Genomic DNA, 18,981 nt, shown 5'->3' with positions numbered 1-18,981 from the left:
TGCGCTGCAACAAATGCACCGCTTTAACACGTTCTTTGCGGATACGCCCATGACCCACTCCTGTCCCCCTCAAGCGCAAGGCTTGTACCTTCCCGCTAATGAACACGACGCCTGCGGCGTCGGATTTATCGCACACATCAAAGGCCAGGCGAGCCACGCCATCATTACCCAAGGCCTCAAAATCCTGGAAAACCTCGATCACCGTGGCGCTGTAGGCGCAGACCCCTTGATGGGCGACGGTGCAGGCATTCTGATCCAGATTCCCGACCAGCTTTACCGCGAAGAAATGGCCGCTCAGGGCGTAACCCTGCCGCCCCCTGGTGAGTACGGCGTAGCCATGGTGTTTCTGCCCAAGGAAACCGCGTCCCGTCTGGCCTGTGAACAGGAGCTGGAACGTGCAGTACGCGCCGAAGGTCAGCACATGCTGGGCTGGCGCGACGTGCCCGTGGACAGCACCATGCCCATGTCGCCCACCGTCAAGGCCAATGAGCCAGTCATTCGCCAGTTGTTCATTGGCCGCGGCCCGGATGTGATGGTGCCCGACGCGCTGGAGCGCAAGCTGTACGTGATCCGCAAGACCGCCAGCCACGCCATCTACCGCATGGACCTGGCCCACGGGCAGGAATACTTTGTAACCTCGGCCTCCGTGCGTACCATCGTCTATAAAGGTCTGCTGCTGGCGGACCAGGTTGGCCGCTACTACCGCGATCTGGCCGACCCACGTGCCTGTTCCGCCCTGGCTCTGGTGCACCAGCGATTTTCCACCAACACCTTCCCCGCCTGGCCTCTGGCCCACCCTTACCGCCTGATCGCCCACAACGGCGAAATCAACACGGTACAGGGCAACTTCAACTGGCTGCGTGCCCGTGAAGGCGCCATGGAATCGGCTGTGCTGGGCTCGGATCTGCAAAAACTCTACCCTATCGTGTACGAAGGCCAGTCCGATACGGCCACCTTCGACAACTGTCTGGAACTGCTGGTGATGGCCGGCTACTCCTTGCCTCACGCCATGATGATCATGATGCCCGAGGCCTGGGAACAGCATGCCGAGATGGACGAAAGCCGTCGCGCCTTCTACGAGTACTACGCGGCACAGATGGAACCCTGGGATGGCCCCGCTGCCGTCGCCTTTACCGACGGCATTCAAATCGGTGCTTTGCTGGATCGTAACGGCCTGCGTCCGGCCCGCTACGCCATCACGGACGACGATATGATTGTGCTGGCGTCTGAAGCCGGTACGCTTCCTATTCCCGAGCACCGCATTGTCAAAAAATGGCGTCTACAGCCCGGCAAGATGCTGCTGATCGACCTGGAGCAAGGCCGCATCATTGATGATGCCGAGATCAAGTCACAACTGGCCAATACCCACCCCTACAAGCAGTGGATTGAACGCCTGCGCTTGCGCCTGGACTCCCTGCCCAACGTGCCCGGCGTGCGACCCCAATTGGCAACCCGTGACCTGCTGGATCAGCAACAAGCCTTTGGCTGGACTCAGGAAGACATCAAGGTCGTCTTGCAGCCCATGGCCAGCAAGGGCGAAGAGGCAACCGGCTCCATGGGTAACGACGCCCCTTTGGCCGTGCTGTCCAACAAGTCCAAACCCTTCTACAACTACTTTCGCCAACTATTTGCCCAAGTCACCAACCCGCCGATCGACCCGATTCGCGAGCAGATGGTGATGTCGCTGGTGTCCTTTATTGGCCCTAAGCCCAATCTGCTGGACATCAATAACGTCAACCCGCCGCTGCGCCTGGAAGTCTCCCAGCCAGTATTAAGTCCGGCTGACATGAACCAGATCCGGCGCATTGAAGCGGCCAGCAATGGCAAGTTCCGCAGCCAGGAGCTGGACATCGTTTACCCCAGCGCCTGGGGGCCGGAAGGCATTGAGGCCAGCGTAGCCGCCCTGTGCGCCCGCGCAGCGGATGCCGTTCGCGATGGCTACAACATCCTGATCCTGACTGATCGTCATTGTGACGCCGAACATGTGGCCATTCCCGCCCTGCTGGCAACCTCGGCCATCCACCAGCACCTGATCCGCAACGGTCTGCGTACCCGCACCGGCCTGGTCGTGGAAACCGGCTCGGCCCGCGAAGTACATCACTTTGCGCTTCTGGGAGCCTACGGTGCCGAAGCCATGCACCCCTGGCTGGCGTTTGAAAGCCTGGAGCATCTGGCCCAGGACCCCATCAACCAGATCGACGCCTCCCAGGCCGAGGGCTACTACATCAAGGCCATCAACAAGGGCTTGTACAAAGTCATGTCCAAAATGGGCATCTCCACCTACATGTCCTATACCGGCGCGCAGATTTTCGAGACCATCGGCCTGTCGCGCTCGCTGGTGGACAAGTACTTTGTGGGCACTGCCTGTCCGGTGGAAGGCATTGATATCTTCACCGTAGCCGAAGAGGCACTGCGCCAGCATCGTGCCGCCTACAGCAAAGATCCCGTTCTGGAAAACCATCTGGACGCCGGTGGCGAATACGCCGTGCGCGTGCGTGGCGAAGACCATATGTGGACGGCCGACTCCATTGCCAAGCTGCAACACGCCACCCGCAGCCAGAACTACAGCACCTACAAGGAATACGCCCAGCTCATCAACGAACAAAGCCGCCGTCACATGACCCTGCGCGGTTTGTTCGAGCTGCGTCTGGACCCGGCCCAAGCCATTCCCCTGGACGAAGTGGAGCCAGCCAGCGAAATCGTCAAACGATTTGCAACGGGCGCCATGTCACTGGGTTCGATTTCGACTGAGGCCCATGCCGTACTGGCCGTGGCCATGAACCGAATTGGAGGCAAGTCCAACACCGGCGAAGGTGGCGAGGACGAGCTGCGCTATCAGCATGAAATGCAGCATGGTAAAAGCGCCATCCGCCAGGGTGACACCTTGGCCAGCGTCTTGGGCCAGGATCGCGTGTTTGCCGACATTGACCTGCAAGAAAACGACTCGCTGCGCTCGCGCATCAAGCAGGTTGCGTCCGGCCGCTTTGGCGTGTCGGCCCAATACCTGTGCAGTGCAGATCAAATCCAGATCAAGATGGCACAAGGTGCCAAGCCCGGCGAGGGTGGCCAGTTGCCCGGTCATAAAGTGTCCGAGTACATCGCCAAGCTGCGGTACTCCGTGCCTGGCGTGGGTCTGATTTCGCCCCCGCCCCACCACGACATCTACTCCATTGAGGATTTGGCTCAACTGATTCACGACCTGAAGAACGTGAACCCGCAGGCAGATATCTCCGTCAAGCTGGTATCCAAAGTAGGTGTAGGTACTGTGGCTGCCGGTGTTGCCAAAGCCAAGGCCGATCACCTCGTCATTGCCGGCCACGACGGCGGTACAGGCGCCTCGCCCCTGTCCTCCATCAAGCATGCCGGCACCCCCTGGGAACTGGGCCTGGCTGAAACCCAGCAAACCCTGTTGCTGAACCGCTTGCGCAGCCGCATCCGCGTACAGGCCGATGGCCAGATGAAAACTGGCCGCGATGTCGTGATCGGTGCCTTGCTGGGTGCCGATGAATTTGGCTTTGCCACCGCCCCACTGGTCGTGGAAGGCTGCATCATGATGCGCAAATGCCACCTGAACACCTGTCCCGTTGGTGTTGCCACCCAGGATCCCGTGCTGCGCCGCAAGTTCAAGGGCAAGCCCGAACACGTTGTGAACTACTTCTTCTTTGTTGCAGAAGAAGTGCGTGAGCTGATGGCCAAGTTGGGCGTGCGTCACTTTGACGATCTGATCGGCCGCAGCGACTGGCTGGATATGCGCAGTGGTATCGAGCACTGGAAAGCCCAGGGTCTGGACTTCTCGCGCTTGCTGCATAAAGTTGACAACGACGAGTCGCCACGCCAGATCGCAACCCAGGATCATGACCTGGATCACACCCTGGATCGTCAACTGATCGAGCGCAGCGCCGTCACCCTGAACCAGGGCACTCCGCTGTCCTTCATCACCCCCGTACGCAATCGCAACCGCAGTGTCGGCGCCATGCTCTCGGGCGTATTCACCAAAAAATATGGCCATCAAGGCCTGCCTGACGACAGTCTGCACATTCAGTGCAAAGGCACGGCGGGCCAAAGCTTTGGCGCGTTCCTGGCTCAGGGAATCACCCTGGACCTGGTTGGCGAAGCCAATGATTACGTGGGTAAAGGTTTGTCCGGTGGCCGCATTATCGTGCGTTCACCCAACGACTTCCGTGGCTACGGCCCGGACCACATCATCGTGGGCAATACCGTGCTTTATGGTGCCTTGGCAGGTGCAGCCTATTTCAACGGCGTGGCCGGTGAACGTTTTGCCGTCCGTAATTCCGGAGCCAGTGCAGTCGTGGAAGGCGTAGGCGATCATGGTTGCGAATACATGACGGGCGGTACTGTGGTTGTCCTGGGCGAAGTGGGCCGCAACTTTGCAGCCGGCATGTCTGGTGGCGTGGCCTATGTGTGGGACCCACAACGTCGCCTGCAACTGCGCTGCAACCCTGGCATGGTGGATCTGGAACCTGTGCTGAGCAAGGCCGAGCAAGAGATGAACAGCAGCATGGCGCAATGGCACAGCCGTACTGCCGGAGGCGAACGCCAGACCGACGAAGCCATCTTGCACACCCTGGTTCAGGAGCACTTCAAGGCCACGGGCAGCTTCCAGGCCCGCGAGCTACTGAAAGACTGGGACAGCGCCCGGGCGCAATTCGTCAAAGTCATTCCACGCGAGTACCGCCGTGCACTGAGCGAGCTGTGGCAAGGCCCGCAAGCGAGCAAAGCCGCGCCCAAAAGCAGTAAAACCCGCCGTTCGGCTTCGGCCTGAACCCTTCCCATCACCATCAGGAAACGACACATCATGGGAAAGACGACTGGATTTCTTGAGTTTCAACGTCTGCAGGAAGCCGTAGAAGCTCCTTTAAAGCGGGTCAAGCACTGGAAAGAGTTTGTCCAGGTATTAAATGACGAGCAGGCCGGCCAACAGGCCGCCCGCTGCATGGACTGCGGCATCCCTTTCTGCCACAACGGTTGCCCGGTCAACAACATCATCCCCGACTGGAATGATCTGGTTTACCGCCAACAGTGGAAAGAAGCCCTGGACGTGCTGCACTCCACCAACAACTTTCCGGAAATTACCGGTCGCATCTGCCCCGCACCTTGCGAGGCAGCCTGTACCTTGAATATCGACCGTGCGCCCGTAGGCATCAAATCCATCGAGCACGCCATCATCGACAAAGGCTGGGCAGAAGGCTGGGTTGTACCACAAGTGCCTACCCACAAAACGGGCAAACGCGTAGCTGTTATCGGCTCCGGGCCTGCCGGATTGGCTTGTGCCCAGCAATTGGCGCGCGTTGGACACGACGTTACCGTATACGAGAAAAGCGACCGTATTGGTGGCCTGATGCGCTACGGCATCCCCGACTTCAAGCTGGAAAAGCATCTGTTGGATCGCCGTATCGCACAAATGCAGGCCGAGGGCGTGCAGTTTTGCCCCTCTACCTATATTGGCCAGGCGCAGGACCAAGCCGCTCAGGAGCCGGGACTAACCCTGTTATCGCCTGACGAACTGGAACTACAGTTCGACGCCATTATCCTGGCTGGCGGCTCCGAAACCCCTCGCCTGCTGGACGCCCCCGGTAGCCAACTGCAAGGCGTATATCCCGCCATGGACTTCCTGCGCATCCAGAACCAGCAAGTGGCCGGTTCACGTGGCACCCCCGCCATCAGCGCCCAAGGCAAGCATGTCGTAGTGATTGGCGGCGGTGACACCGGCTCGGACTGCGTGGGCACCAGCACACGCCAAGGCGCCAAATCAGTCACGCAATTTGAACTGATGCCCCGCCCGCCCGAGCAGGAAAACACGGAGCTGACCTGGCCCTACTGGCCCATGAAACTGCGCACCTCGTCCTCGCACGAAGAAGGCTGCGAGCGCGACTGGGCGATCAACACCGTAGAGTTGGAAGGCAAGAACGGACAAGTCAAAGAACTGCGCGCCGTGCGCGTGGAATGGAAAACCGATCCTGCGACAGGCCGCATGAGCATGACGCCCATCGCCGGCTCCGAAATGACCTTCCCTGCCGACCTGGTGCTGCTGGCCATGGGCTTTACAGCCCCCGTTCGCCAAGTTCTGGACGCCTTTGCCGTAGACGCCGACCAGCGCGGCAACGTCGCGGCCAACACGGATGACTACCAGACCAGCCGAGCCAAAGTCTTCGCCGCCGGAGACATGCGACGCGGCCAGTCCCTGATCGTCTGGGCCATCCGCGAAGGCCGTCAGTGCGCCCGTTCCGTAGACGAGTTCCTGATGGGGAGTTCGACGCTTCCCCGCTAAGTCCTCTTGGCCGTACCAATAGACAAACAGCCAGCCGCGATAAACGGCTGGCTGTTTGTCTTTGAGGGAACACTGCCCCTTCCGGGCCTCTGATACTTTTTTAAGCCCTTATTCGCTATTTATTGCCTGCTGTCTGCTGTCTGCTGTCTGCTGTCTGCTGTCTGCTGTCTGCTGTCTGCTGTCTGCTGTCTGCTGTCTGCTGTCTGCAACTAGCCTACGGGCGGTCCCTCCACAAGCACCAGCCTTTTTTCCAATACTGAGACACAGCCAGCAAACAACCAGACCGATTGACTACTAGCTACCACCATTCTGAAGCCCTTGCTGGCAGGGGAGGGGTTGGAGCATTCAGGGAGCTTGCCGCCGTCTGGGGCGGTCGTAGGGATGCAAGCACCTTGCTGTTTGAGTTCGGCGCTTGTGGGTTGTCCAGGGGACAAACCACCGAACGAGTTCAAGGTGCGCCCTACGACAGGTTCAGACAAGGGTACCGGTGCGCAGCACCGGCAAGCTTCCGCTCCGGCCCCGCCCCCGCCAGCAAAGGCTGTTGCAAGAAAGCCAAACCAGCCCAAACCAGCCCAAACCAAGCCATCCTAACTCTCTGATTCCAAAAACATTCCCCATATCTCTAGGGTTTTCCCTTAAAAGCGACACCCCACCCCAATTACTAGGGTTTACCCTTGATTTTCGACTAGGGAAAACCCTATAATGAGGATTCGTAACTTAGACCTTCACCTTAAAGGGAAAGCAAATGTCTACCATGACCACTTACTCGCACTACATCCACTGGAGTGATGCTGTTGAGCGTGGGGTAATGCAGCATGCCCTGGAAAATGGTGAATCCGTGTCTTTAACTGCACTGACCAAAGCAGCGGCCAAACAAGTTTCAAAAGCCGCAAACGTGGTGTTCAAGTACATGGTCACACTGACCCAGGCTCTGAACGAAGCCCGCATCCGCGATTCGCGCATGTCGGCCAGCTACTGGTAAGCCACGCATCACCGTCGTAACGCTCAAGCAAAACACCGCTTGATGTTGAAAAGCCTGCTGATTTAGCAGGCTTTTGTTTTTTCTGCGTTTACCAATACAAAATGTCGATGCTGCACCTTGATGCGTAAATAGCGTCCTTGGCGAAGCAAGCATCAGCATCCACCGCTCCCCTACTGCAAGCTCAAGACCGTCTTGGCAACAGATTCTTTGTGCCGCCCATGCAGACAGAGAAAAGGTCAGCACAAACTAGCCTGCAGACCTGCGCAGCTTAAGAACATAGGTAGAGCCCCCGCAATCACCTACGGGCAATGAAAACCGCTCAAGACTTATTCAACAAGTTCTTCAGCATATCCAGCCGCTGCTTGGGACTTAAGGCCGCCTGCGTCGGATCCTCCTGAGCACCAGGGTCTTCAATCTTCATCTCATCAATAAAGCGCGACCGCTCCCGTACCAGGTTTTCGCGTGCGCGCCGGCGCTTCTTGCACCAGCTCAAGCGCAAGCTGCGTTGAGCACGGGTAATACCCACATACATCAGACGCCGCTCTTCCTGAATGCGCTGGGCCAGAATATCGGCCTCTTTATCTGGATCAATATCTTCGTCATCGCGCCCGATGTGAGGCAGCAGCCCCTCTTCCACCCCGACCAAAAACACATGCGGATACTCCAAACCTTTGGAGGCATGTAGCGTGGATAGCTTGACCGCATCTGGGTCTTCATCTTCACCACGCTCCAGCATGGTGATGAGGGCGACTCGCTGCACCAGATCGTTCAAGCTCAAGCCATCATCTGCTGCTTTGGATTTCAGCCAGGTAATCAACTCCAACACGTTTTCCCAACGGGTCTGCGCGGGGCGTTCATCGAACATATCGTAGAGATAGTGTTCGTAATCAATTGCCCGCAGCAGCTCATCCAGCAATTCGCTGACAGCCGTTTCATGCCCTTCCTGATCGCTTTCTACCCGGTCCGCCCGTTCCTGGATGCGCCCTATAAACTGCGCAAAAACACGTAAAGGCTCCAACTGACGCTCGGGCAGGCGATCCGTCAGTGCAATCTGGGACACAGCAGAGAACAGGGACAGCTTATGTTCTGCTGCGAACTGCCCGAGCACCTGCAAGGTAGCCTGCCCAATACCACGCCTTGGCGTGGTGGCAGCACGAATAAATGCCGGATCATCATCATCGTTCGCAACGACACGCAAGTAAGACAGGATGTCACGAATCTCGGCCTTGTCAAAAAAACTCTGCCCACCCGAGATGGTGTAGGGAATGCGAAGATTACGCAGCGCCTGCTCAAAAATACGGGCCTGATGATTGCCCCGGTACAAGACAGCAAAGTCACGCCACTCGGCCTGACGCTCAAAGCGTTCTGCCGATATGCGCATGGCAACCGAGTCTGCCTCATTTTGCTCATCGTCCGTCACATGAACCTGGATGGGCTCACCAAAGCCCAGGTCAGACCAGAGCTTTTTACCGAACACGACCGGATTATTGCCAATGACATTATTGGCAGCCTGCAAGATGCGCTGCACCGAGCGATAGTTCTGCTCCAGCTTGACAACTTTCAGGTCGGGATAATCTTTAGGTAACTGCGCCAGATTCTCCACGGTGGCACCCCGCCAGGCATAGATCGCCTGATCATCGTCCCCCACCACCGTGAACATATTGCGCTGGCCGGTCAGAGAGCGCACCAACTGATACTGACAAAGATTGGTGTCCTGATACTCGTCCACCAACAGATACTGCACCCGACGCTGCCAACGCTCACGCACTTCCTGATTGTCCTGCATCAACTGTGCAGGTAGACGAATCAGATCATCAAAATCGACCGACTGATAGGCAATCAAGGTTGCCGCATAATCACGGTAAATACGGGCGGCTTCAATCTGACTGGGCGAGTTCGCAGCGCGCTCAGCCTCATCCGGCCCCATCAGGGCGTTTTTCCACAAGGAGATTTCCTGCTGGACGGACTTCAGACGGCCTTTATCTGTCGTGGCCAGCAGCTCCTGAATAATGGCCAGCGCATCATTGGAATCCAGAATGGAAAAGCGCGGCTTCAAGCCCACGTGCTGCGCCTCTTCACGCAACATGCGCAGCCCCAGAGAGTGGAAGGTACTGACGGTCAGCCCTCGCAGCAGTTTGGGATCTACCAGGGCGCGAATCCGCTCGTTCATTTCACGGGCGGCCTTATTGGTAAAGGTAAGCGCCACCACTTGCCGCCCCGTGTACCCACATTCGCGCAGCAAATAAGCGATTTTCTGCGTGATCACCCGTGTCTTGCCACTGCCCGCCCCAGCCAGCACCAGACAAGGTCCGTCCATATACAACACGGCCTGACGCTGCATGGCGTTCAGGTCGGTGGGGACGGTATGGCCGGGGGTAGTAACGAAGGTGGACATGGTGAAATCAGTGAATACCAGGCAAGAAAACGAGGTTCAAAGCCAAACAACAAGCGGAGCTAAACGTGACATCCCGGCCAAGCCGAGTAAGGTTTGATGCAAAACGATAGGCTGGCTCAGAAAGACAGCGGCAGGGCAACAACATCGCGCCACAGCCTTATCACTTCCTGCCTCTTGGCTCATAGCTGCATAGCGCACAAGGATACACCCTGCTGTACCCGGGACGCCGCTACTGTCTCTGTACGCACATGAAGCTGTGGAATCTTAAATCTCGAGGGGGTCGACCTCGATCGTAATGCGCACTTTATGCTGCTTGGCCAATTGTGCAACCTGTGGTCCCCAATAGCGCACAAAGGCTTGCAAGGCCGGACGATGGGCGCTTTCCAGCAACAGTTGAGCACGCTCGATTTTGGCGACGCGCAAAACACGTAAAGGCACCGGATCGTACAGGAAAACCTGATCCACGCCCGGAAATTCATTCGGATATTCCTCAGGCAAACGACGTGCCTGGGTTAACAAGCGAATGGCATCGGCCAATTGTGGCGCTTCGGCAGACAGGAGCACCTGATAGGCAAAAGGGGGTAAACCTACCGACTCGCGCTCGTTCAAGGCGCTTTGGGCAAAGCCTATGTAATCGTGCTTGATCAGGCTTTGGTAAACGGCCTGCTCCGGGTAGCCCGTCTGGATAATGACATCCGCCCCTTCGGTATGGCGACCGGCCCGACCAGCCACCTGCATCAACTGAGCAAACAGGCGCTCAGGCGCCCGGAAGTCATGGGCAAACAAGGTGGCATCGGCATTGAGCACCCCCACGACGCTCAGGCGTATGAAGTCGTGGCCTTTGGCCACCATCTGGGTGCCCACCATGATGTCCACTTCGCCCGCATGCACCTGCTCGAACAATTGCTGCGCACTGCCCTTCAAGCGGGTGCTGTCCGCGTCGATACGCACCAGACGGGCATTGGGAAAACGCTCACTCAGAAACTCTTCAATACGCTGAGTACCCCGGCCCATGGGCTGCAAGTCCTGATCGCCACAATCCGGGCATGCACGCGGCACGGGGGCCTGATAGCCGCAGTGGTGACACTGCAAATTGTGCTTGAAGCCATTTTGCCGGTGCAGCACGGTGTAAACCGTACAGCGCGGACATTGGGACAACCAGCCACAAGAGGCACAGTGCAACACAGGCGCGTAGCCACGCCGGTTGATGAAAACCAGCGACTGTTCGCCACGGTCCAGGCATGCTTCCAGCGCATCCAGCAATTGAGGAGAAAAGCCCGACTCCAGGCGCAAATGACGGGTATCGACCAGACGCACTCGCGGCAAGGAAACCTCTCGCGCCCGCTTGGGCAGGCTCAACAGGCTATAGCGCCCTTGCCGAGCATGATTCCAGCTTTCCAGCGACGGGGTGGCTGAACCCAGCACCACCGGCACTTTCAGATCGTAGCCACGCCACACCGCCAAGTCCCTAGCGGAGTAGCGCAAACCATCCTGTTGCTTGTAAGAAGCGTCGTGCTCCTCGTCCACAATAATCAGGCCCAGCTCGGGCATGGGGGTAAAAATGGACAGCCGTGTTCCCAGCAAAATGCGGGCCTGACCACTGTTGACGCGCAACCAGGAGCGCAGCCGCTCACCTTCGGACAGGCCGCTATGCAGGACGGCCAGCACATCGCCCGGCAGGACGCGCGCCAAGCGGGCGCGCAGGACCTGCTCGAACTGAGGGGTCAGATTGATTTCGGGGACCATGAACAGAACCTGCCGACCAGCGGCTAGCACTTGCTCCAGAACCCGCATATAGACTTCGGTTTTCCCGCTACCCGTTACGCCATGCAGCAATAGGCAGCTACCGGGTTTGGCCGCCATAACGCCACCTACCGCAGCCTGCTGTTCGGCATTGAGCACGGGCAGGACATCGCTGTCCACCGGCTCCACCTTCTTTTCCTTGCGCTTGGCCATGCGCAGTACCGGACCACCTGCGGAACGCTTGCCCAAATAGGCAGAGGGTTTACGCAAGGGCCCCGGCAGGGATGGCATCATGACCTCGCCCAGCGGGCGGTGGTAATAGGTAGACGCAAAGCGCGCCATCCGCAACCAGTCTTCCGGAAAAGGAGGCAAGTCATCCAGCAACTGATCAATTGGCTTGACCTGCTCGGGCGGGTAGGAAGGTTGTTCCGGCAAGGCCACCACCACCCCTATCATCTGCCGCCGCCCAAAATGCACAATGACACGCTGCCCGACCAGAACAGGTTCGTGGTGCTGATAATCAAACACCCCATCCAGGGGGACGTCCAAAGCCACATGCAACCAAAAAGGTCCGGTGCTTGCCGATGCAGAAAGAGCGTCAGGGGTGGCAGTCATGGGTGGTGGTTCAATAAAGGGCTGGCCTGGCTGAAAGCCTGATAAGTCAAGAGCTTAGCAGCCTGTGGATAACTTTGGGGAAAATGGCATGAACAAAAAATACAAAGAAGCAAGCACGGATACAATTTAATTTTCAATATCTCTGGAATGAGAATAAAGTTCAGAGAAATCAAATAATTAAAACTGGGTATTGAAATTAAACCTTAAATATAAAGACCTCAAACCCAGCCCTATCAGTGTGCATAACTTTGCGCACAAGCTGCGACAGCCCATGCGCAAAGGCTATCAAACGCTGTGGTGACGACGGCTGTAGGAATGCACTTCATCGACCAGAATGCCCACGGCTTCCGGATCGGTGAAACGCGAAATACCGTGACCAAAGTTGAACACGTGGCCCCCCTGACCCACGGGGCCGAAGTCGTCAATAACACGACGGGCTTCACGGCGGATGGCTTCTTCGCCACCGAACATGGTCATGGGGTCCAGATTGCCTTGCAGAGCCAGCTTGTCTCCGATACGAGCGCGCGCACGAGACAGGTTTACGGTCCAGTCCACACCCATGGCATCGGCGCCACAACCCGCAATATCTTCCAGCCACATGCCGCCGCCTTTGGTAAAGACAATGACAGGGACGCGCTTGCCGTCATGTTCGCGGATCAATCCGTCGACCACTTTACGGGTGTAAGCCAGGGAGAACTCCTGGAACAGGGAGTCGGACAGAACGCCGCCCCAACTGTCGAACAGCATCACAGCCTGTGCACCGGCACGGATTTGATTGTTCAGGTAGTCGCAAGTGGTTTGGGCGTTGATTTCCAGCATGCGGTGCATCAGATCCGGACGCTGATACATCATGCTTTTCACCAGACGGTAGTCGTCCGAGCCCTGACCTTCCACCATGTAGCAGGCGATGGTCCAGGGGCTGCCGGCAAAGCCGATCAGCGGTACTTTGCCGTCCAGCTCCTTGCGGATCAGCGAGACAGCGTCGAACACGTATTGCAGCTTGGACATGTCCGGCGCTTCCAGCGCCATGACATCGGCTTCGTTACGTACAGGACGGGCAAAACGCGGGCCTTCACCAGCGACGAAATCCAGACCCAGGCCCATGGCATGGGGCACGGTCAGGATGTCCGAGAACAGAATGGCCGCATCCAGATCGAAACGACGCAGGGGTTGCAGGGTTACTTCGCAGGCAAACTCGGGATTCTGGGCCAGTTGCATGAAAGAGCCAGCCTGGGCACGGGTGGCATTGTACTCAGGCAAATAACGCCCGGCCTGACGCATCAGCCAGATGGGGGTGTAAGGCACAGGTTCGCGCAACAGCGAGCGCAGGAAGACATCGTTTTTTAATTGAGGTAAAGACACGGCAATCCCTATTGAAAAATGCCTGTTAATTTTAACCATCGTGTTCGTCGTCTGGGCTTGACGCGGATCGAAAGCGCGCTGCATCGATATGGTGTTTGCGCATCAGTGCCCAGAAAGCACGCCGGTGCTTTTGCGCGGAGCGGGCCGCCATGGCGATATTGCCGCTATGGCGATCAAGGGCGGCATGGATATAAGCCTGCTCGAAGCGGGCCACTATCCGTCCCTTGGCTACTTTGAAAGACTCCTGGCTGCTGGCATAGCGTGAGGCTACCGCAGCGGCATAGGCTTCCAGCGTTGTCCCCTCCTGTTGCAAGATCGTTTGCGACAGGCGCTGCTCCGTTGGGCCGGGGTACAGGACCAGATCCTGGTTTTCCTGCGCCCTATAGTGTATCCGACCCGACAGCCCCGGTTCATTCAAAGCGTGGGAAGACGTCTGCAAACGCTGACGATTAATGCGGGCACGCAAATCGTCCAGGCATAAAGGCTCGCGTACGTAGTCTGCCAGGCCCAGCTCCAGAAGGTCTGTCAGGGCAGCGGCCTTGATGGCACCCCGCAGCAAACCAAAGACCGGCACCGGCAAATGACCCTGAGCCGCCGACAAGGCCCGACGCACCTGGATCAGGGTGGTGGCTTCAACAGGAATCAGACAGGCGTCAAAGCGCAGTAACAACGCAGCCGAACGGCGCAAAAACAAATATTCCTGATCAGGATGGGCTGGCGGCGGAGCCTGCAAAGTTTGCAGTTGCAAACGCTCGCACGGTGGGATGATAGCCAGCAAGTTCTGAGCCCATTGAGGCTGGGTATGCAACAAAGCACAATCGAGGTGTAGGCGCATAAGACTGTCCTTGAGAAGCCGGGCTGGCCGCGTCGGCCACCCAAAAAACCATGAGCTTCTAGGATAGAAATCAGACCCGTTTGCGATAAGTCGGAATTGCGTCTACGTAGCTGTACTTAATCACTGCCAATGCGGCTGCGACGCCATTCGCTGGGCGACACGCCATAGCGTCGCCGGAAGGCGTGGCTGAACACGGCCGCGTCAGAAAAACCCATTTGCCAGGCCAGTTCACTGATCTGCCGACCGGGTCTGCCATCCACTAATAATTGACAGGCGCGCTCCAGGCGGGCGGCCATAATATAGTCGGCCGGCGCTTGCCCGCACAGCTCGAACAACTTGTAGAGGTAACGGCGTGAAATGCGAAATTGCAGCGCCAGGGACTGGGCATTCAGACCCGCATCGCCCAGATGATCCTGCACATATTGCTGAATTTGCAGCAGTTGTCCACGCCGCACTTCGTCCAGAGCGGACTCGGTCGTCGCCGGACGTCCATCGGCCAGGCTCAGGGCCATCATGCGAATGACGGTTTGGGACAGTTCACTCAAGGCCGAGGGCGACAAGTGCCCGCGTTCCTGCAAGCCCAGACGCAGCATGTCCATAGCGATACGGGCCGGACCTGTCGTGGCCGAGAACGAGCGGGCCACCGCATCGCTTAACCAGGGCAGCCAAGGTAGCAAACGCTCTTCCTCGAACTGCAAGACCAGAAAATGGGATTGATCCTGCACAGCCACTTCATAAGGGCGGGTCGTGTCATAAATGCCCCACTGCCCGGCATGCAAGATCCCGCTGCGATTATCCTGCTGAATCTGACTGCTGCCACTGATCTGCAAGGTGACCTTGTACAGCGCCTGTTCGGAACGGCTGGCTAAAGCCTGAGTACGCCGCACGCGCTGCGCACTGGTACACAGCTCCATGACATCGACCGAACCCATGCGATCCGTTGCCGCCCAGTTGGAGAAACCACGGCGCGAGTCTGGCTGAACCTCCAAGGGCACGAAGTACGCGCACACCACTTCCTGCCAAGCAGCCAGGCTCTTGAAAGAAGCAGAGGGAGTGCGCAATAACATAGACATTGCCTGAGGGCCCTTGCGGCCAACGCTATTGATCGGGATGGGAGGCATCACATACCTCCCTTTTCTTATAGCCCTAAAAGATTCAAGCGTCTACGGTCGTTAACCCGCTGTATCAGCGTTCCATAGAGCCATACAGGTAAGGAGCAGGTTCCAGACCCATGCTGTTCATCTTGGCGGTTAACGCCGTACGCGCCTTGAGCACATCATCAAAACGGTGACGACGTGCCGCCCCTACCTCGGCCGAGGTAAAGGGTCGGTAATCGGGTGTCATTTCTTCTGGGCTGAACTTGGCCACAATCCAGTTCAGCACACGGGCCAGATCCGCATTGTCCAGCTGCGACTGCGCAGCACCAGGCACCCGAATCATGTAGTCCCGTCCCGCCGGCAAACGGGTAAACAAGCCGATGGACTGGTTGAAATCGGGGATACCACGGTGTGTCAGGCCCTGGCCATCGTAGCGATGGCAGCCAGCACATTGCAGCATATAGTCTTTAAAAGCCTGGGAGCTTTGCAGGTAATCGCCCGTTCCGGCCATCTCTTCCTGGGCATGGGCCCAGGGCGTAAACGCCAGGAGTACGGCGCCCAAACAGGCCAGGCGCAACGATGTCCACACAGTGTTTCCTCCTTGAGTGACCGAACGCCATCCTGGCCGCCCGGCACCTTGTTCAAACCCTGGGGGCTGCCTATGCAGGAGAGAACTGGCGTCCCAAGGACCGTTCTTCCCGCGTGCATGCCTGACAGCCCGGCGGGCCTTTTTTAGTTTTTAGCCAAGCCAACCAGTACCGATGTCGTGCAATGGAAGGTGCTGTTCTCGTTCGCCATGCACCAGTTCACGTCATTGTGCAGGAAGAACTCGTAACCAGGACGCTCACGGGTCTGCGTGTTGCACTGGCAGCGGCCACACGCGGTCTTGCCGCAGCAGTCGTGGTAGCTGATCAGGTAGTCCTTGCCATCATGCGGGTTATGGCAGGTACCAATCCACGAGATGGGCGAGGGCGTCGAGCCCGGCGGGCAGGTGGTGGTTGTGCCGCCGCAGCAAGAGCACAGGAACCCGTCCACCGCACAATGACGCCAGTAGTCGCAGGAGTTCACTTCGTCTTCATTCGCCAGATCGGGATTCAGACTGATGTGATCGGCACCACTGCTGCTGCCACCACCACCGGCGGCGCGAGCCACCGGCAATACGGGCAACACAAAGGCCGAACCGACCATTAATTTGCCCACCGAGCGCAGCACGCTGCGACGCGAAGTCTTGTGGGCCACCGAACGGGAGAGGCTCTCCCCAAATTTATCCAGCCAACGCATTGACGTTCTCCTTTCGTGATACCTGCACTTGCTTCATGCCCGAGTCACCGGCCAAGTATTCTTGCGCCGAGGCCACGCCCAGGTCTTTGGCGGTAAACAGGCTTTCCAACTGTTCACGCGAATTGACCAGACCCTTGCCGCGCACCACACCGTTCTCGTCGATCAGGACGGCGTAAGGCAGTTTGCTGATCTGAAAGCCCATGCCCAACTGCGTGGACAAAACGTAGGGAAAGGCGTCCAGTTGTGCTTTCTGGTAGAAGGCCAGGTGCTCGGGCATCTCGCCATCACTGGCCAGCACAATATCAACCCACTGACCTTCCGAGCCCTGGATGGACTTCAGAATCGGCAAGAGCTTCTTGCACACCGGGCAGGTGGGCGACATGAAGAAAATCAACTGGCTGCGCGGGCCAGCCACGCCCACGGTAAGGGCACGACCGCGCAGGTCCTGCAATTCCATGACGGGAGCGGCATCACCCACTTGCGGACCTTTATCCATAGTCAAAGCGCCCATGGGGGCAACCCGTTCGTACAACACGCCTATTTGGCGTGAGAGGGCCAGTACCAGCACCACCAGGGCCAGTACGATTACCCATAAAATCACGTTGGAAATCAGTAAAGCAGTCATTGAGGTCTCCTAGGAATTCTGCATTTTCTGGAATTTCAGATGGGCTTCGATCAGTTGGTTGGCCGCGTAGTACAGACCCAGCAAGGCCAAGGTGGCACCGAAGAAGGTCAAACCATCCACCCAGACCAGTTCACGGGCACGGCTGATGGCCCAGTCACCGCTGGCCACAGCCAACGTAGCCAGCAAGGCATTGCGAGCCACCAGCCACCAGGACAGACCACCGGAAGACTCCCCCAGCCCCGAGCAGCCGCAATCCACATCGCGGCGGCCACGCAACAGGTTCATCACGATGCCACTGGTGGCGACCAACAGGACGCACAAGGCCAGAACCGCCCCCAACGAACGACTGGCTGGCCACAGCAGCAAAGGCGCACTCAAGGCCTCGGCGGCGACAAACAGCACGCTGAACGGTCGCAACAATACCTCTGGCAACAATCGATAGCCGCCAACGGCTGCCTCGAACAGGCTGAAGTGACGCAGCTTGTCCAGCGCCCCCAGTCCCATCAGCACGGCCAAGCAGGCCACGCTGGCATAGGTCAGGATCGGGTCCATTTCAGACACCCCCAACTGGATGGAACTGAACCTGCAGAGAGGCTTCTGCCGCGCCTTCGATCGTGCGCAACAACTTGGGTTCAGGCTGGCTGATGTCGTAGACATTCACATTGCCACCGTCCAGTGTCAGCAACAGATTGCGTTGCTGATCAATGGTCATGGACAAGGCATCACGTCCGGGGATACGGGCTAGGCGTTTTTGGGTCTTGGTATCCATGACCCAGATCTCGGCAGCAGGGAACTTGTGAGTGCCTTCCTTGCCATCGGGATGCATGAACACGTACATGCGACCGCTGGCGCGATGCAGACCCACCAGGTTGTAGCCACCGGGCACCCAGTTCTTGGCCTTGTCCTCGTCGTTCAGCAGGGACCAGGGGCCGTCGACCTTGACCTCATCACCGCTGAAATCCGCACTGTAGACATTGCCGTAGTAGGACACGAAGTGAGCCTTGTCCTTGTCCAGGGCGGGAGCGATAAAGATCGGATCGTCCTTCACGGAGAACATCTGCTTGCTGCGCGACTGGCTGGCCACCTTGCCGTCTTCACCCAGATTGATAGTCAACAAACCACCATCACCACAAATGGTCATGAAGCTGCGTGGGCGATTGGGCTGGGGAATCACGCTCCAGCAACCGGCTGCAGCCGTGACATCTTCCACATAGTCGCCCTTGGCCACGTCCACAATCCCGATGGAGGTCGCTGGCGAGGCGTTTTGCAGCACGATGAACTTGCCGTCCGTGGTCTGACGGAACAGACCGTCATAGTTCAGACCTTGCACGCGCTTGGGTGGCAGGGAAATTTCTTGTTCAAAGGTCAGCTTGTCGGCATCCCACACTTCCACCACATCCGAACGCTTACCCCGGGTAATACGCTCGTGGTAGGTTGTCATGGTGTAGATTTTCTTGCCGTCGTTGGACAACTGCACGTGGCCGTTGAAGGCCGTGGGCACCATGCCCAGGAATTTGCCGTTGGTGTAGTCGTACACATGCACGCGGCTTTCGGTCAGGTGGTTGAATACCGAGTCCATGACATAGATACGGTTTTCCTGGGGGGCCGACACACTGTGTCCGCCTGTCAGGACTTCACGCGGTTTATCCTGGGCTTGCGCTCCACCGGCCAGCACCATCAAGCCCAGCAATGCGGCGGTGGTCGATACTTTAAATTTAGACTTCATTGGATGTCTCTCCTCATAGGCGTCCACGCTG

At 57.9% G+C, this 18,981-nt stretch carries 13 protein-coding genes; 3 read left to right on the top strand and 10 right to left on the bottom strand.

From position 1 onward, the window contains the following. Positions 1 to 49 precede the first annotated feature (49 nt). The 3 genes from ACDI13_RS12015 (at position 50) to ACDI13_RS12005 (ending at position 7,271) form a co-directional block, all read left to right on the top strand. Entirely contained in the window at positions 50 to 4,783 is a 4,734-nt protein-coding gene (locus ACDI13_RS12015; RefSeq protein WP_316990602.1) for a glutamate synthase-related protein, read from the top strand. Between the two features lie 33 nt (positions 4,784 to 4,816). Then, positions 4,817 to 6,289: a glutamate synthase subunit beta gene (locus tag ACDI13_RS12010; RefSeq protein WP_316989598.1), complete on the top strand. Its 1,473-nt coding sequence runs from the start codon at positions 4,817 to 4,819 to the stop codon at positions 6,287 to 6,289. Positions 6,290 to 7,034: 745 nt separating this feature from the next. Further along, complete coding sequence (locus ACDI13_RS12005; RefSeq protein WP_316989599.1) at positions 7,035 to 7,271, top strand: hypothetical protein; 237 nt, start codon at positions 7,035 to 7,037, stop codon at positions 7,269 to 7,271. 319 nt (positions 7,272 to 7,590) lie between these two features. Here the strand turns inward: ACDI13_RS12005 and ACDI13_RS12000 are convergent, their stop codons facing one another. The 10 genes from ACDI13_RS12000 to ACDI13_RS11955 form a co-directional block, all read right to left on the bottom strand. Next, a complete protein-coding gene (locus ACDI13_RS12000) occupies positions 7,591 to 9,666 on the bottom strand; it encodes a UvrD-helicase domain-containing protein (RefSeq protein WP_316989600.1) in 2,076 nt (691 codons plus the stop codon). Between the two features lie 264 nt (positions 9,667 to 9,930). After that, positions 9,931 to 12,024 carry a primosomal protein N' gene (locus ACDI13_RS11995; RefSeq protein ID WP_316989601.1) on the bottom strand — a complete coding sequence of 698 codons (2,094 nt, stop codon included), beginning with the start codon at positions 12,022 to 12,024 and terminating at the stop codon, positions 9,931 to 9,933. 285 nt (positions 12,025 to 12,309) lie between these two features. Next, positions 12,310 to 13,386, bottom strand: a complete 1,077-nt coding sequence (gene hemE, locus ACDI13_RS11990; RefSeq protein ID WP_026484067.1) for a uroporphyrinogen decarboxylase — start codon at positions 13,384 to 13,386, stop codon at positions 12,310 to 12,312. 31 nt (positions 13,387 to 13,417) lie between these two features. After that, positions 13,418 to 14,221 (bottom strand): hypothetical protein, encoded by an 804-nt coding sequence (locus tag ACDI13_RS11985; RefSeq protein WP_316989602.1) that lies wholly within the window; start codon positions 14,219 to 14,221, stop codon positions 13,418 to 13,420. Between the two features lie 116 nt (positions 14,222 to 14,337). Further along, positions 14,338 to 15,288 carry a helix-turn-helix domain-containing protein gene (locus ACDI13_RS11980; protein ID WP_316989603.1) on the bottom strand — a complete coding sequence of 317 codons (951 nt, stop codon included), beginning with the start codon at positions 15,286 to 15,288 and terminating at the stop codon, positions 14,338 to 14,340. 118 nt (positions 15,289 to 15,406) lie between these two features. Further along, positions 15,407 to 15,907 carry a cytochrome C gene (locus ACDI13_RS11975; protein WP_316989604.1) on the bottom strand — a complete coding sequence of 167 codons (501 nt, stop codon included), beginning with the start codon at positions 15,905 to 15,907 and terminating at the stop codon, positions 15,407 to 15,409. Positions 15,908 to 16,050: 143 nt separating this feature from the next. Further along, positions 16,051 to 16,599, bottom strand: a complete 549-nt coding sequence (locus tag ACDI13_RS11970) for an aralkylamine dehydrogenase light chain (protein WP_021447059.1) — start codon at positions 16,597 to 16,599, stop codon at positions 16,051 to 16,053. Next, complete coding sequence (mauD, locus tag ACDI13_RS11965) at positions 16,583 to 17,224, bottom strand: methylamine dehydrogenase accessory protein MauD (RefSeq protein ID WP_316990486.1); 642 nt, start codon at positions 17,222 to 17,224, stop codon at positions 16,583 to 16,585. The genes ACDI13_RS11970 and mauD overlap by 17 nt, the downstream gene beginning before the upstream one ends. 9 nt (positions 17,225 to 17,233) lie before the next feature. Then, a complete protein-coding gene (locus tag ACDI13_RS11960; RefSeq protein ID WP_316990485.1) occupies positions 17,234 to 17,776 on the bottom strand; it encodes a MauE/DoxX family redox-associated membrane protein in 543 nt (180 codons plus the stop codon). 1 nt (position 17,777) lies between these two features. Then, positions 17,778 to 18,950 (bottom strand): amine dehydrogenase large subunit, encoded by a 1,173-nt coding sequence (locus ACDI13_RS11955; RefSeq protein ID WP_316990484.1) that lies wholly within the window; start codon positions 18,948 to 18,950, stop codon positions 17,778 to 17,780. Between the last annotated feature and the right edge of the window lie 31 nt (positions 18,951 to 18,981).

It is taken from the genome of Alcaligenes faecalis, assembly GCF_041521385.1.
Taxonomy (GTDB): domain Bacteria; phylum Pseudomonadota; class Gammaproteobacteria; order Burkholderiales; family Burkholderiaceae_B; genus Alcaligenes; species Alcaligenes faecalis_E.
Note: the sequence above shows the minus strand (reverse complement) of the source record. Positions and strands in the feature narration are given on the sequence as shown.